This window comes from Proteus sp. ZN5 (genome assembly GCF_011046025.1).
GTDB lineage: Bacteria > Pseudomonadota > Gammaproteobacteria > Enterobacterales > Enterobacteriaceae > Proteus.
Map to the genome: position 1 here is coordinate 3,856,419 of NZ_CP047639.1, position 16,336 is coordinate 3,872,754.

At 33.1% G+C, this 16,336-nt stretch carries 14 protein-coding genes; 5 read left to right on the forward strand and 9 right to left on the reverse strand.

The window, feature by feature from the left end; genetic code table 11:
* Positions 1-61: 61 nt before the first annotated feature.
* Both hpt and cueO read right to left on the reverse strand, forming a co-directional pair.
* Entirely contained in the window at positions 62-604 is a 543-nt protein-coding gene (gene hpt / locus GTK47_RS17830; RefSeq protein ID WP_165125721.1) for a hypoxanthine phosphoribosyltransferase, read from the reverse strand.
* Positions 605-763: 159 nt separating this feature from the next.
* On the reverse strand, positions 764-2,344 hold the full coding sequence (gene cueO / locus GTK47_RS17835) for a multicopper oxidase CueO (RefSeq protein ID WP_165125724.1): 1,581 nt from the start codon (positions 2,342-2,344) through the stop codon (positions 764-766).
* Positions 2,345-2,557: 213 nt separating this feature from the next.
* Between cueO and GTK47_RS17840 the strand changes: the two genes are divergently transcribed.
* Positions 2,558-2,908: a YacC family pilotin-like protein gene (locus GTK47_RS17840; protein ID WP_161711206.1), complete on the forward strand. Its 351-nt coding sequence runs from the start codon at positions 2,558-2,560 to the stop codon at positions 2,906-2,908.
* A gap of 122 nt (positions 2,909-3,030) precedes the next feature.
* On the opposite strand, the gene GTK47_RS17845 is transcribed toward GTK47_RS17840, so the two are convergent.
* Positions 3,031-4,086 (reverse strand): AbrB family transcriptional regulator, encoded by a 1,056-nt coding sequence (locus tag GTK47_RS17845; RefSeq protein ID WP_161711205.1) that lies wholly within the window; start codon positions 4,084-4,086, stop codon positions 3,031-3,033.
* Between the two features lie 111 nt (positions 4,087-4,197).
* On the opposite strand from GTK47_RS17845, the gene GTK47_RS17850 reads away from it, so the two are divergent.
* A complete protein-coding gene (locus GTK47_RS17850) occupies positions 4,198-4,608 on the forward strand; it encodes a GNAT family N-acetyltransferase (RefSeq protein ID WP_161711204.1) in 411 nt (136 codons plus the stop codon).
* Between the two features lie 22 nt (positions 4,609-4,630).
* On the opposite strand, the gene GTK47_RS20410 is transcribed toward GTK47_RS17850, so the two are convergent.
* The 4 genes from GTK47_RS20410 to GTK47_RS17870 all read right to left on the reverse strand — a co-directional run bounded on the left by GTK47_RS20410 (position 4,631) and on the right by GTK47_RS17870 (position 10,666).
* Positions 4,631-7,507, reverse strand: coding sequence for a hypothetical protein (locus GTK47_RS20410; RefSeq protein WP_206535866.1), 2,877 nt, complete (start codon positions 7,505-7,507; stop codon positions 4,631-4,633).
* A 51-nt stretch (positions 7,508-7,558) separates the two neighbouring features.
* The gene (locus tag GTK47_RS17860) at positions 7,559-9,121 is read right to left on the reverse strand and encodes a hypothetical protein (RefSeq protein ID WP_165125727.1); all 1,563 of its coding nucleotides are present in this window, start codon (positions 9,119-9,121) and stop codon (positions 7,559-7,561) included.
* Positions 9,122-9,336: 215 nt separating this feature from the next.
* Positions 9,337-9,969 (reverse strand): PAS domain-containing protein, encoded by a 633-nt coding sequence (locus GTK47_RS17865; RefSeq protein WP_165125730.1) that lies wholly within the window; start codon positions 9,967-9,969, stop codon positions 9,337-9,339.
* A 64-nt stretch (positions 9,970-10,033) separates the two neighbouring features.
* Positions 10,034-10,666 (reverse strand): TetR/AcrR family transcriptional regulator, encoded by a 633-nt coding sequence (locus tag GTK47_RS17870; RefSeq protein ID WP_072063633.1) that lies wholly within the window; start codon positions 10,664-10,666, stop codon positions 10,034-10,036.
* Positions 10,667-10,898: 232 nt separating this feature from the next.
* Between GTK47_RS17870 and GTK47_RS17875 the strand changes: the two genes are divergently transcribed.
* Positions 10,899-12,110: a Tm-1-like ATP-binding domain-containing protein gene (locus GTK47_RS17875; protein ID WP_165125733.1), complete on the forward strand. Its 1,212-nt coding sequence runs from the start codon at positions 10,899-10,901 to the stop codon at positions 12,108-12,110.
* 16 nt (positions 12,111-12,126) lie between these two features.
* On the forward strand, positions 12,127-12,954 hold the full coding sequence (locus GTK47_RS17880) for a phosphoenolpyruvate hydrolase family protein (RefSeq protein WP_099659953.1): 828 nt from the start codon (positions 12,127-12,129) through the stop codon (positions 12,952-12,954).
* A gap of 86 nt (positions 12,955-13,040) precedes the next feature.
* On the opposite strand, the gene GTK47_RS17885 is transcribed toward GTK47_RS17880, so the two are convergent.
* Entirely contained in the window at positions 13,041-13,940 is a 900-nt protein-coding gene (locus GTK47_RS17885) for a diaminopimelate dehydrogenase (protein ID WP_165125736.1), read from the reverse strand.
* A gap of 199 nt (positions 13,941-14,139) precedes the next feature.
* Here GTK47_RS17885 and GTK47_RS17890 point away from each other — a divergent pair, with 199 nt between their 5' ends.
* The gene (locus GTK47_RS17890; RefSeq protein WP_165125739.1) at positions 14,140-15,480 is read left to right on the forward strand and encodes an MATE family efflux transporter; all 1,341 of its coding nucleotides are present in this window, start codon (positions 14,140-14,142) and stop codon (positions 15,478-15,480) included.
* Between the two features lie 39 nt (positions 15,481-15,519).
* On the opposite strand, the gene GTK47_RS17895 is transcribed toward GTK47_RS17890, so the two are convergent.
* Entirely contained in the window at positions 15,520-16,305 is a 786-nt protein-coding gene (locus tag GTK47_RS17895; protein WP_165125742.1) for a hypothetical protein, read from the reverse strand.
* Between the last annotated feature and the right edge of the window lie 31 nt (positions 16,306-16,336).

The window sequence follows — 16,336 nt, forward strand, 5'->3', positions numbered from 1 at the left end:
TCGATTAAATAACAAAAACCCGCCTAAAGCGGGTTTTTTACTTCTATTTTAAGTCAATAAATTACTCATCTAATAACGTTACGTGCCCAATATAAGGCAGATGACGATAACGCTGTGCGTAATCAATGCCATAACCAATAACAAATTTATCTTCGATGGAATAACCAATCCACTCAACAGGAACATCCACTTCACGGCGAGAAGGTTTATCCAATAAAGTACAGATAGAAATAGAAGCAGGCTCACGTAAGCTTAAAATCTCTTTAACACGATTTAAGGTGTTACCTGAGTCGATAATATCTTCAACAATCAGAACATCTTTACCACGAATATCTTCATCGAGATCTTTAATGATTTTAACGTCACGCGTTGACGTCATACCATTACCGTAACTTGATACAGTCATAAAATCGACTTCATGGTCAACATCAATTTCACGGCATAAGTCTGCCATAAAAATAAAAGAACCTTTTAACAAGCCGATTAAGACAAGACCATGTTGACCTTGGCGTGGGCGGTAATGCTCTGTGATTTCACGACCTAGCTCAGCAATACGCTGTTTGATCTCTTCTTCAGAGATCATGACATCAACAATATGTTTCATGATTAATTTCGATTGGGTTAACGGGGAAAGCAAACGATTGTACCAGAACTTCCTTCATCATGCGATGATCTGATTTAATGAAAATAAAGGCATGAAATATTAACTTCATGCCTTTTATTAATTTATCTTACTGATATTAATGAGTTTTATAGTGATTGATTATTTACTCACAGTGAAACCCGCCATCATTCCGGTATCTTCATGTTCTAATAAATGACAGTGCGCCATAAATGGATGAGCTTTTGTGGCCAAATGGTCGAACTTCACTAAAATTTCGCTAAATTGCCCTTCAACTTTCACAATATCTTTCCAACCTTGGCGATGTTTTTCTGGCGCTCTACCATTTTCAGATAAAATGCGGAATTGCGTACCGTGAACATGGAATGGATGTAACATCATATCGCCACGACCTGAAACAACCCAACGTTCGTAAACGCCTTGCTTCACATCAAATGCAGGTTCAGTCATCGAGAATGGAATGCCATTAATGCTATTCGCATTATAGATATCTAAGTCACCACTACCATGACCGCAATTCATTCCACCGCCCATCATGCCATTGCCATTACCTTGGCGCATATGACTCATTCCATGATGAATACCTGCTAATGCTTTATCGCCATAACGCTCTGTTAATAGCATCATGCCTTGCATATCTAAACGCATATCCATACGCAGATGTAATGTACGTGTAGAAAGATTGCTTAATGCTGGTAATGCAGGAATAAGCGCCAATTGCTCAGGTAAAAGACCTTGTCCTTTTTCTGCTGATGGTAACAAGCGCAATACAGGTAATACATTATCAAATGGCGCTAAAACCATTCCCATTTGACGAACGGGTAAAGTGACAATATCAAAATCACGCCCATCCGAGGTATCGACTAAAACTTCAAAGCGCTCACCCATTAAAATGGGTAATTCGGTCACTTTGACTGGCTCTGCGAGTAATCCGCCATCGCTGGCGATCACATACATTGGTCGTCCATCACTTGTGGCAAGGTTTAAACTACGTGCATTACAGCCATTTAAGAAACGTAATCTCACCCAACCTTTTGGTACAATATGTTGTGGCTGAATGGCACCATTGGTTAGCATCATATCGCCAAACCAACCAATTGCGGCACTCATTACGTCGAGTTGATAATCGATTTGTCCATCACTATCTAAACGCTTGTCTTGTAAAATAACGGGTAAATCATCAACCCCCCAACGATTAGGCAATTTACGGCTTGCGGTTTCATCATCTTCAATAATCACTAACCCACCTAATCCCATAGCAACCTGTTGTCCGGTAACACCATGAGTATGAGGATGGAACCAACACGTTGATTCAGCTTGATTTGGTGTAAAAGTGACAGTACGAGATTTTCCAGGTTCAATCATTGCTTGTGGACCGCCATCTTCTTCACCGCTGATTTCAAGCCCATGCCAGTGAACCGTTGTTGTTTCTGGTAATTGGTTATTGATATTAATTGTAACGGGTTGACCACGTTTAAGTTTCAATGCTGGGCCTAATAAACTACCGTTATAGCCCCATGTAGTGGTATTCGCGGTAGGTATAAATTTAGAAATACCTTGTTGAATATTCAGAACAATCTTTTGTTGGGCATCAGGGGTAATTTGAGGTGGAATAGCCAATGAAGGCGTGTTACTTTGGGCAAACGCAAAGCGACTCCAACTTGGTAATAATGTTACAGCACTTAATGTGGCGCCTAATTTTAAAAATTCGCGACGTTGCATAATATATTCCTTTGAATAAAAACAAATTATTTTGTATTTATCGAAATAAGATGAATAAAGAAGTCTTGTAAACTATTACCAATGCTAAAGTTTCCCCTTACTGGAAGGTCAATTTAAAACCCAACAAAACCTCGGGTCTTTGCAAAACTTTTAACTACATTAAGCCAAATAACAAAACTAGCTAAATCATCACATAAAGGAACAGCACACCTAATGAAAAAAATGTTCGCCTTGTTCTGCACACTAACGCTTTCTTTTACTCTGCTCTTTTCTTCGAGTACAAAAGCGTTAACTTATACACAAGCAGAAGACTTGGCAGATTTAACCGCCATCTACCTTTTTTTAAATAAAGATTGTGGTTATGAGCAGATATCAAAATCTAAAATTGAAAGAGCCTTAATGGTCTTTTCTCGCTCACAACAATGGGATGTTAGTAATTACTCGACATTGCCAATGAGCCAATTAAATGAAGATAGCTACAATGATCTAAAAGGTATTGAAGTATCACACAATAAAAAATGCCAATTGCTAGCTAATAAATCTCTCAGTTTATTAAACTATTAATGCCTCTATTAAGTCACAATTAGATTGATAGAATAAGATAACCTCTTGAAATAGCATGCTTGTTTTCAACATAGGCAACTAAATAGAGGTTATCAAAAAAACAACATTATCCCTTTTGTATTTTATTCTTCTTTTTTGTTCTGATTATTTTTCTTCTGTTTATATTCATTCCAATATAGAGCTACTGATGGAATACTTTGAATAATCAACATTCTAAAAATATGATTCGACATAACAAAAGCGGCATCTACATTCATCGTTATCGCAGCGAATGTCATCGCTTCCATACTTCCCGGCGCCCATGCTAGTACTAATGTAGCCCAAGGAACACCGGTTAAATAAGCAGCGCCCCACGCAACAATCACCGTTAAAATCACATTAATAATAACTACTTGAACAGAAGAAAAAGCATTTTTAATTAGTGATGAAAGTGGAAAAACAACAAAGTGAGCACCAATATTCATACCAATTAAAACCATGCTCAACTCATTAAGTAACATAGGAAAAGCAATAGGTTCGCTGACAAACGATTGAACTAGTATCGCACTGCCTAATGAAGTCAACATAAAAGGAGCTGGAAATCGGATTTTCTGCAATAAAAGCCCTGAACCTAGTCCCAAAGCAACAATCAATAATAACCACAACAATGAAGTCAACGTCATTTCGGGTATAGCAAGCTCTGGCATATTGGCTTTATCTGCTCCAACAATAAAACCCGCCATAATAATCAGCACCATTAAACGGATGGTGTGAGAAATAACGATTTTTTGAGGAGGTGTTTTCGTATGATCAGTTAATGCTAGAATAGCAGCCATCGCGCCGGGCACAGCACCAAGCATTGACTCTTCTTTCGTCCAACCAATATGACGATAGAACCAAAAATAACTCACAAAAAACTGAATAGCTAAACAAACAACAAGAGTGAGTAATAAAATCATTAAATTATCAGCACTACCTAAATGAACTTGGTTAAACATTAGACCAACCGAGGTTCCTAAAGTAAGCTGAATAAAGGTTAATGTATGCTTAGGAACCGCAAGCTCCCATTTAAAACGATAAGCGATAATAACGACAATAATTGGCCCAAACATCAGTGCCATGGGTAAACCTGAAAGGGTAAGAACACCGCCTATTAACGCACAAAATAGAATACCAGGCAGAGTTTTTAAAAACGACATATTGTGTTATCCAGTTTTTTAATTATTGTTTTATCCTAGCATTTATATAAATATTTAATAACCAAATAGTGATAATGTAATTATTATTTTTATTAATATTAAGAGCCAATTATGTCGTTAAAAATCACCACAAATCCAACACCGAATGAGATCAATGAAATTTATGAAGGATTGCTAACCCACAATCTTCATTATATTCAGATGGAGCAATACACTCCACTTGCCGTTTTTAAAGAAGAGAACGGTAAAAAAATAGGTGGGATCACGGGGGATATTTTAGGAAATTGGCTACGGATCCGCTATTTATGGGTAGATAAAGCCTATCGTGGACAAAACATAGGTACAGAATTACTGCAAACAATGGAAAACACAGCAAAAGAGAAAGGCGCCAAATATGCTGAGGTCGATACCTTTAGCTTTCAAGCCCTGCCTTTTTACCAAAAGCAGGGATTTGAGATATTTGGCACGTTAGAAAATTATCCAATAAGTGATAAGAAGTACTACTTGAGAAAAAAACTTTAACGCAAGTTTTATCCTTTAATACTTATTTTTTGTATACCTCATTTATTTTATTGATAATATTTATTATATCACCTTTAACTTTTTCCTTTATGATTCTCTCTTCTTCTTTTTTTCCTTTTTTTCCTTTTTTTCCTTTTATTTCTTTCATTTTTTCTTTTATTGTTTCATCGCTAATAGTATATTCAAAACTCTTAGCCACTTTCTTATTATCATAATCCACTCTTAAATAGGTCACTCTATCTTCATTCACATTAAAGCTTAAATTTTCAATATTTTTATTTTCATTTTTATAATCTTTAATCAAAATGATATTTTCATCTTTTATTTCAATATTATTAACCGTATTGATACTAATTGAATGCATTGTTCTTAATTCACCATGAAAATCATCATCATTTATATTTTTTTTATTATTTAAATCATATAGTTTTGGTGCTATTTTTTGTTTTGATTTTGGTTTTTGTTTTGATTTATCTAATATAATTTCCTCTTTAATAAAATTTACAACATTTTTACTACTACTACTACTACTACTACTACTACTACTACTACTACTACTACTACTACTACTACTACTACTACTACTACTACTGCTACTATCCTTTACTTTTTCTCTATATTCTTCAGCTTCTCTGGTTTTATTTAAATCATTCATATAATTTTTATTTTCTCTACTACGACGTTCTTTTGACTCTATCAATTTTCCTTTCAGTACACTTATTTCTTCCTGTAACGCTTTTGATTTTTTAGCACTTTCCTGATATTTATCATAAAGATCATCTTCATGCGAAACTTTAACATCATGACCAACAAACATTTGTTTTTTATTAGTATACTTATTTTTTAACTCTTGCACCTTATTTAAAGTAGAGTTCGTTATCATGTTATTTTCAGTATTACGTGATAAATTTTTAAACTTATCAATAACATCAGAAACACCAACTCCCATTTTATTTATACGACTATCTAAAGATGACAATAATTCATCAACATCTACCTCATCAGTATTATTTTGATATAACAATGATGTATTATCAACATCTATATCTTTAACCAACGGTGTGATTTCATTATTAACCGATAAAGGCTTAACTACAATATTATGATCTCTTGTTTTTTGTTTAAAAATATCATTCAGCCTATTAATTTCATTATCTAAGTAATCATTTTTTGAATTTAATATTATTTTATCAAAGTCTTTAATCAAACCATTAAAGATAGTTTTCTTATCTTCAATATTAGAAATTTGTATATCACTCAAAATATCATTTAAACTACTTTTTAATTTTTCAAAATCATAATTTAAAGTATCTTTCATACTATTTGAGTCACTTTTATTTTTACTATCTAATATTTCATCGATTTCCTTAAAAATTTGTTTTATTTCATTTTTGTATAAATCAATATCATAATAGAAATTACCACTTGATTTTATATCGTTTAAAATATCACCTTCTTCCAGAGATATTTTATTTAACTCTTCAGAAATACTACCAAGCTTGTCTTTTATATTATTCATGTTATTTAAATAAGATTTAAATTTGGAATACAACTCATCATATATACTTTTAATTTCCTCTTTATTTAAATACTGATTAATTTCATGTAATTCATTTTTTAACAATAAGAGTATATTATCAAATTCATCAGTCACATTCTGAGATAACAAAAGTTTAATATCATCCATGATTTTTTTATATTCTGTATCATCAAAGTCAATATTAATATTTTCTTTTTCAATATTTTCTTCTGGAAATAACTCTTTTTCCCCAAGAATCTCTGTTAGCTCATCATCACAATAATTAAACCAATGATTTATATTAATTATCACATTACATTCATCAACCTCTGGATTTTCCTCTATATTAATGTCTGTGTTAGTGTCTATATCTTCCTTAACCTCTTTATTAATCTCTTCGCCAACTTCTTCGTTAACCTCTTCCTTAACCTCGTTAGTAATCTCTTCACCAACTTCTTCGTTAACCTCTTCCTTAACCTCTCCTTTAACCTCTGCCAATTGATTTTCAATTACATCAATCTTCCCTTTATCTATCTCTATACATTCTCCTTGCTTATATCTATAAACATGCGTATTCATCCAAGCCATCGATAATTCTTCAAAAGTCATATATTCTTGATATTCACTTCCTAAGCATTCCTTCATTATTTTTGATAAATCATTCTTTATTTTATCACGAATCTTTCTATCAAATTTACTTAATATATCTATTTCATTTGCAGCAATAATCAGTAAATTAATAAAACTTATAAGCTCATCTCTTTTTTTAACACTTGAAAAATTACTTATAAAACTATTTTTTTTATTTAAATGTATTTTTTCATAGTTATATCTCTTAATAATAAGATTATAGATATTTTTAAAATCATCATCATTTAACCTTTTAAGTCTAGTATGAATTATATCATTAAAGATAATACTTAGATCCTGATCATTAGGGTTGATACAATCATGATGATTAGATAATGAAAAATAATTTTTAGCCATCTTAACTTCTGTTAAATAATTGCAAAAACTATGAAAATCAAATTTAGAATTAACATTATTAATAAGTTGTTGTATCATACTTGATTTTTTTACATTATCATTATAATTCTTACTATTCTTATGATTTTCATAACTAACCTCTATATTTTCAAAGTATCCAAAAGAACCCAATCCTTTATTATTATTAATGCTTCTAATAAGAAAAATCATATTAATCTTATGAAAAATATAGGAAGTGGCATGAAGTATTTTCTTTAAAAATGAAGGTGATACTGGTGTGTTCTCTATTACTTTTATTTTTTTTGAAATAACATACTCTTCTTTTTTAGGGTATCGATGAGTAACTTTACAAAAAGAAAACTTAGGATTAATATTTATATTATTTTCACTCATAATAAATACCTAGTTAATATATTGAATAAACCATTAAAAATTATTACACCATCAAATTGGCTTAGAATAATTAGCGATAAGTTTTCTAATAATCTCTTCTATTAATTCATCTAAATTATTAAAATTTAATCCTAGTCGATTAGAAATTTTTATTAGCTCATTTTCTATTTTTGTATTTTTTTCATAAGAAGAGCCTTCACCGCCTTCGATCGCCTTACCTCCACTAAAGTAATTAGAATATTCATAATTTTTATTTTCAAAATAACCATAAAAAGCCAATAAAGCAATAGAATCCCCCGCCCATTTGTAATTAATATTATTACTTGAATTTCTAAATAATCTAATAATTAAATTATCTCTATGATCATTTTGTTTTATATTTTCATAGAAACATTTACAAAGTGAGTTTATTAATTCATCCGTTACCCCTCCCATTCTTTGATAAACATCTTTATTTACCATTCTTATTAAATTATCTATCTTAGAAATAGATGCTTTTTCACCAATAAATTCATCATCTTTTGATAAGCATTTAAATAATTCCTTTGTCAAATTTAAAGACAGCTCTTCTTTAGCCCCATTTAAATCATCCTTAAAATTTTCAACCATTACTAACTTGTTTTTCTCATCAAAAACATTATCAATAAAAGTTCCAATTTTTACATTCTTATCCTGATTATTTACTTTTTCTTTTATTAAATTTTTCAAATCATCTATTGTTTTAGAAGAAAATAGATCATCTATATTTAAATTAATATTAGTATTTAATTTATTTACTATCTCATCAGGTAAGTCAAAATAACCCTCTTGAAATTTATTTTTAGCTAAGTCAGCTTTTAATTCATCTTGTAGCTGTTTAATCTCATGAACAAACTTACATACTAGCATTCTTTCTAATGTATGATACTTGATCGCAATATCTATTTTTTTTCTGTTTTTTATTTTTTTAGATATTACCTCATTAATATTTTCAGTAAAGGTTTCATTTAGTTGATGTAATTTATTTGAAAATTTAATAAAAGCACCCTTATTACTTGATATATTATCAAATTTAAATGTATCCACACCTTTGTTTATATTTAAATTTTCATAATTTATTTTTATAGATAATAATGATCTGTTTATAAACTTAAATGGCGAAATTATGGGTTTTAATAGATTTTTAAAACTTCTTTTCTTTTCTGTTGAAAAATAAAGTTTTTGATTTGTATTTAACTCTTTTTTTCCTGAGCTAGTGATCCATTCAGGAAGTTTTTCTATATTTTCTTTTTTTTCAAGACATTGATTCTTTATAACTTTATTAGAATCTTCACTTGAAACAATAATATTGTTAGATATATCTTTCAGATTATCGATTAAGTTATTCAAATCATCAAGTTTCAAGTTTGAATTAAAGGGTTTGTTTGAAATTTCATTAACGGTTTCATTGAATACAGCCTTAACCTTTTCATCTGCACTCTGAACACTGTTATTACTCATTCTTTCTATATTAAATTTTGAATTTGTATTTACAGTAGATTTAATGCTTTCTGAAAAACCATATGTTTTATTGACTTTATCATTTATATTGCTGCTAAATTCATTAAATTTACTTAATATTTCAGTAATGCTCATTTTTTAACACCTTCTTTAAAAATAATAATAAATAGTCTATTCCTCTTATTTTTTAAAGTTTATAAAAATCACACAATAATAATCAATTAATCATTTTCAATAAAAATACGACATATTATAAAACTCAATAAATAGAAGTAAAAAAAAGATATCAACAAGTGATATCTTTTTTTAAGTTTATTTATTTTTTAGCAATAGCTAATAATGAAAGATTACTACTCTTTTAAATCGTTATACACTGTTGCTCTTGAAACACCAAGATATTGTGCGGTAATTTCCATTGCCTTACGCAATGAAAGATAACCTTCATCCTGTAAACACAATAGCAATTCGCGTCGTTGATGCGGTTTTAATGCTCTTGGTGTCACTGAATAAGTCGCAGAAAATTCATCAATACGTTTTTTCAGCGAATCTTCAGTCACTGAACTAAAGGTTTCGATAATGTCATTACCTTCTTCAAGGGTTGCAAATTGGTTCAGCACCATTTGTAATCCTTTGATCATTGAAATATCAATATTTAAACATAACGCAGCAACGTAATTACCTTGCTTATCTTTAATACCGATAGAAGTACTTTTTGCTGTTCTACCATCAGGGAACTGATTTGGGTAATTCGCCACTATTTGAGGGAAATCCGACGATTCAATACGCGCCATCCCCAACTCAGTTGCTCTATCCCCCACTTTTCTACCTGATAGATTATTTTCAATGACCATAATGGTATTTTCACTATCGGCTAGATCATGAAGTACAACTTCACAAAAAGGCGATAATGTTTTACCAATGCCTTGTGCAATAAATTGTAGTTGTTCTACCAGCCACTCTTGGTCTTCTGTTTTGTGTGACATAACGATCCCTGCAATAGCTAAAACGTAAATGATTTATACAATTTTAACTGATTTATTCAAATAATTAATCGTTATCTGCGGGATAATCAGATTTTGCCTGATTTAAAATAGCTTTTGCCATCCATTGAGTCATATCAATGACCTGTTGATCATCCATTTTCCAGATATCTTTCATTACCAAAAAGACTTCAGACCCGTAAATCAAAGAGAACGATTTAATAACCTTATCCCACATTTCTTGGGGATAATGTGATTTTAATGGTTCAATAACTTTGAGTAAAATCTCTTTACGGTGACCGCGAATAAATCGTTTTTCTGCATATTCACTTGATTGTCTCTCTTTTGCCCATTGCTGTAATGAGACTTGCAATGCGCCACGTAGCGCACCTTCATGTTTAAACATTTGTGGATAGGCAAGATTGAGCAACTCAGTAATGCGTTGTTGCGTATTATCTTCGGGAGTCGGTGTCCATGCAATAATTGGCGCCAAACTTGCATCAACAGTGGCACTAATTAAATCACTTTGTGTAGGAAAATAACGATACGCGGTTGCTCTCGAAACACCTGCATGTGCCGCTAATTCCGACACTGTCGGTAACATTCCTTGCTCAAAAAGTCCCAATGCTGTTGTCACCAATAGTTGATGGGTTCTTTTTCGTGTACCGGACATTGCATCCGTTTCATCACTGTAACTCATAGAAGATCCTTCGTTATTTCTACACTTTTATGTGTCTGACTTATCTTAAGCTAAATACTCACAACACTTAACGTTTACTTTAGGTGATTAATGACACCTTATCGACCTTTAATGTACAAAAAATAAAAATAATGAGACAAGAGTCTCAAAACGATGCTATGATAAATGAAACTCAAGTCTCATTATGATTATAATCTATTCGTCGATAATCATAAAAGGTATGGGAAGGCTTATGAAACAGTATTCTGGTTCTATTTATATTGCCACAACGCTTGATACTAAAAGTGCTGAGATTTTTTATGTCAGTGATTTAATTAAAAAAGCAGGCCTCCCTGTTAAAACCGTTGACTTGACTACTAAACCCACGGCATTAGCTAGAGAAGCTGATGTCACAGCAATAGAAGTTGCACGCTTTCACCCAAATGGCCCAGAAGCTGTTTTTTGTGGCGATAGAGGGAAAGCGATAGAAGCGATGTCTATCGCATTTGATCACTATTTAACTCACTGTGATGATGTCTTAGCCATTCTTGGGCTAGGCGGATCAGGGGGAACGGCACTGATTACACCAGCAATGCAATCTCTGCCAATTGGTGTACCTAAATTGATGGTATCTACGATGGCGTCTGGCGATATTTCAGGCTATATCGGTGCAAGTGATATCTCAATGATGTACTCCGTCACAGATGTATCCGGCTTAAATCGCATTTCTCGTAAAGTACTTAGAAATGCGGCAAATCAAATAGCTGGCGCTGTTTATTTTTACCAAGAAGAACAAGTTGTTGATAAACCGGCTGTTGCATTAACGATGTTTGGTGTGACTACGCCTTGTGTACAACAACTCACACAAAAACTTGAAAATAATTATGACTGCCTTGTTTTTCACGCAACAGGAAGTGGCGGTAAGGCCATGGAAAAACTGGCAGACAGTCACTTACTTCATAGCGTGCTCGATCTTACAACAACAGAAGTGTGTGATTACTTGTTTGACGGTGTGCTTGCTTGTGATGAAGACCGTTTTGGTGCAATCGCCCGCACCAAAACCCCTTATATAGGTTCTTGTGGCGCATTAGATATGGTGAACTTCGGTCGCCCATCAAGTGTTCCTGAGAAATATAAAGGGCGTCAATTTTATCATCACAATGCACAAGTCACCTTGATGCGGACAACACCAGAGGAAAACCGCCAATTAGGTATCTGGATCGCTGAAAAACTCAATCAGTGTGAAGGTCCATTGCGGTTTGTATTACCACAGGGCGGTTTTTCAGCTCTGGATATTGAAGGAGCCCCTTTCTGGGATCCTCAAGCGAACCAAGCTTTTTTTGATGCATTTATAACAACATTTAAAGAGACAGAGACTCGTCAGTTAGTCATCAGTCCTTATCACATAAACTCCGCTGAGTTTACTCAGCAAATTTATGATTTACACCAGGAACTTATTTGTTAACCACGGAGAAAGAAGAATGACTCATTCACGTGAAACGTTACTAAAAAAATTCAATGAAATGATTGCTCGCCATGAACCCATTATTGGTGGTGGTGCAGGTACAGGACTTTCAGCTAAGTGTGAAGAAGCCGGTGGTATTGACCTTATTGTTATTTATAACTCTGGTCGTTATCGTATGGCTGGCCGCGGCTCTTTAGCGGGTTTATTAGCTTATGGTAACGCTAATGAAATCGTTATGGATATGGCTAAAGAAGTATTACCGGTTGTTAAACATACACCTGTGCTTGCTGGTGTTAACGGTACAGATCCTTTCTGCAACTTTGATAAATTCTTAGATGAAGTCAAAGCAACAGGGTTTGCTGGCGTACAAAATTTCCCAACAGTAGGTCTGATTGATGGTAATTTCCGCGCTAATTTAGAAGAAACAGGTATGGGTTATGGACTTGAAGTGGATATGATCCGCAAAGCCCATGAGAAAGATTTATTAACCACACCTTATGTCTTTAGCCGTGAAGATGCGATTGCAATGACTGAGGCGGGTGCAGATATTATTGTGCCTCATATGGGATTAACAACTGGCGGTAATATTGGTGCTGAAACAGCATTAACATTAGCGGACTGTGTTCCTTTAATTAATGACTGGGCAAAAGCCGCTAAAGCTGTGCGTTCTGATGTCATTGTGCTTTGTCATGGTGGCCCAATTGCAACGCCAGAAGATGCCCAATATATCTTAGATAATTGCCCTGACTGCCACGGTTTCTATGGTGCAAGTTCAATGGAACGCTTACCAACAGAAGTGGCATTAACCGCAACAACCAAAGAATTTAAAAGTATTAAACGCTAATTCAAAATCATCAAGTTTGCCTAAGCGTTAATCCATATTGCCCACTTTATGTGGGCAATATTTTATGCAAAGAGTCCTAATTAAAATTAGACTAGTTTTGCAATTAATGTATTTAAATCACCCGCTAAGAAATCAACGGGGGGAATTTCAATAACAGTATAAGCACCTGCACGTTGTTTCATACTTGCTCTTGCGGCAGATACCATAAATTGAGAGGTCAATGCAGGGTTGTTAATACGCATTGAATATTCAAATAATTGATTATGAGTTTTACCCGATACACCTTTATGGGTCATATGAACGCCATGCCCCACATCTTTTAAACTATCGACACAATCAACTTGCTTAATATGGGTTTCATCAGAAGAGAAATAGCTATCTGCTTTAATGGCTTGCTCTACTTGATTAAAATTCGCCCCTGCTTCTAACTCCACGTAAACCATACGACGATGGACACCCGTACCTAATGGAATAGTCATTGAAAGTGCATCTTTTACACCATCAATCGCTTTAGCCGCAACGCTGTGCCCCATACTCATTCCAGGCCCAAAGTTAGTATAAGTAATCCCTTTTGGCGCCATAGCTAACATTAAAGTACGAACGATAGAATCAGAGCCAGGATCCCATCCCGCTGAAATAACAGCAACACGGTCATGTTTTTTCGCGACTTCATCTAATTCTGTTTTTAATGACACAATTTCACTGTGAACATCAAAACTATCTACTGTATTAATCCCTAAGCTTAAAATAGATTTTGCTAACTCTTTAATTGCACGTGTCGGTGAACACAAGAGCGCAACATCAACATTACCTAATGTTTTGATATCGTTAGTCACGGTAATATTTTGCAGTTCTTCTGGAATATTATTAATATCACGACGAACAACACCTATTAATTCAAAATCTTGAGCCGCTTGAACAGCCTCTAATGCAAATCGACCAATATTGCCATAACCTACAATCGCTACTTTTATTTTAGTATTCATTAATTCCCCTGACTTTAACGTTAATCATCTCTTAATGATAATAGTGATTAGTTATCAATGAATAAACCATATAAATATCTTTTTTGCCAGATAAACATTATTTGCGCTATTACCTTATAAATAAACCTTGTAGAATCCTCTATCTTCCTACGCGTTATATTAATAAATCGATTTCACTCTGTTTTTAAGAAGGTTTTCAATGCATCAATCTGATGTAGCGGATCGCTCGCTTTTCTCTCTTAGTTGGCCAATATTTATAGATATATTCCTACATCTAGCCACACTATTAATTAATACTTACATGGTAAGCCACGTTTCCACTGCTTACTTAGCAGCTATGGGCGTCGGTAACCAAGTTTTTGACCTTTTTATCACCATCTTTAGCTTTATTAGTGTGGGATGTAGCGTTGTTATTGCACAATATTTAGGTGCAGGTAAAAGAGAAAAAGCCAGCCAAGCCATCCATATTTCTATCGCTTTTAACTCTTTGCTAGGTATTAGTAGCGCTTTGATCATTCTTTTCTTTGGCTACAATATTCTACATCTTATGAATACGCCTGAGCATTTAGTGCAAGATGGCTACAATTACCTACATATTATTGGTATTTGCCTTATTCCTGAGGCAATCTCGATTATTCTTGCAGCTTGTCTGAGAGTTTATGGCAAATCTAAAGCAGCCATGTATGTCACATTGATAGCCAATATTGTTACCGTGATTGGTAATATGATTGTACTTTACGGCTTCTTTGGTTTACCACAATACGGATTAGTGGGCGTTGCTTGGTCTACAGTTGTCGGTCGTATTATTGCCGTTATTTTACTGTGTGGATTACTGTTCTACGGTTTACGTATTAAATTCGAAGCCAAACAACTCGTAGTGTGGTCTAAAAATATGTTAGGGAAGATCCTACATATTGGTTTACCCGCCGCGGGAGAAAACTTGGTTTGGATATTACATTATATGACTGCATCTGCCTTTATTGGATTAATGGGTGAAGTCCCTCTTGCAGCACAAACTCTCTATTTCCAACTGTCATTATTTTTAATGCTCTTTGGGATTGCGATTAGTATTGGTAATGAAATATTAGTAGGCCACTTAGTCGGAGCAAAACGCTTTGATGATGCTTTCAATAGAGGCTGGAAAAGCTTAAAAACAGGTGTGATATTTACGATTGGTGTTGTTATTGTTTATTGGTTTATGCGTGATCCTATTCTGTATTCCATTACCGAAGACCAACGTATTATTGACCAATTGATCCCGCTATTTATTTTATCGGTCTTTTTAGAACCGGGCCGTACTTTTAATATAGTAATGGTAAATGCCTTACGTGCGGCAGGCGATGCTAAATTCCCGCTGATGACAGCAATTTGCTTTATGTGGGGTGTTGCTATTCCGGTTGGTTATTTCCTCGGTATTAAGATGGAAATGGGCCTAATTGGTATCTGGATTGGCTTCCTTTGTGATGAGTGGTTACGTGGATTAACTAACGCATGGCGTTGGCGCTCTCGCAGATGGCAAACTAAGCGCTTGGATATATAATAATCAAACTTCCCCCGATATTATTATCGGGGGAACATATTAAATGATATTATTATCTTTAAATTTTAGACTTTTTAAAAGGATAACAGAATTTATCCCTCTTTTTAAATCTTCATTTAATTTTATTTTATTATTATTTAATTTATTAAATTCTTCTATAAATCGAAAAATAAATCGACTAATTAAAAAAAACTCTTCTACCTCATATTGTTCTTCATATTCTTCACATAAAGAAAACAATTCATTTAATGAAACGTCATTTAAACTTCGAATTAAATTATCTTTAAAGCTTCCTTTTGTTTTTTTATTTTTAGAAACAATTTCAGATAAAGAATCAATTAAATCTAATTTCTCACTTAAATAACAATCATTATTCATCGTTTCATAAATATTCTCTTCAACAGAATCTACCATAAAACCTTCAACAGAAGAATTGATGATTTTTAATTTATTAACATCATAATTTTTATTTTTTAGGTTATTAAATATTGATTCAGTTTCTTTTATACTTAAATCAACAAAAAAATTAAAATTTTTATTCTTAATGGATAAACTATTATCAAAGATATAACTATCGCTATTATCATCATAATTCACTTCATAAGAATTGGTAATATTGTCTACATTCTTACTCATTTCCATATAAATAGGTTCATCTTTTATCAGATCCTTATCATTTAAAAATCTAACATCAGAAATTTTATTTACTGAATTTTCTATTAATAATATTGAGCTAGATTTAAAATTAAAATCAAAACTTGATGATTGGTTTGATAAATTTAAGGAACTTCCTTGTAATGCCCCATCTATTTTTTCGATAGTCATTATTTTCATCCTACTAGTTTAACATAAGCAC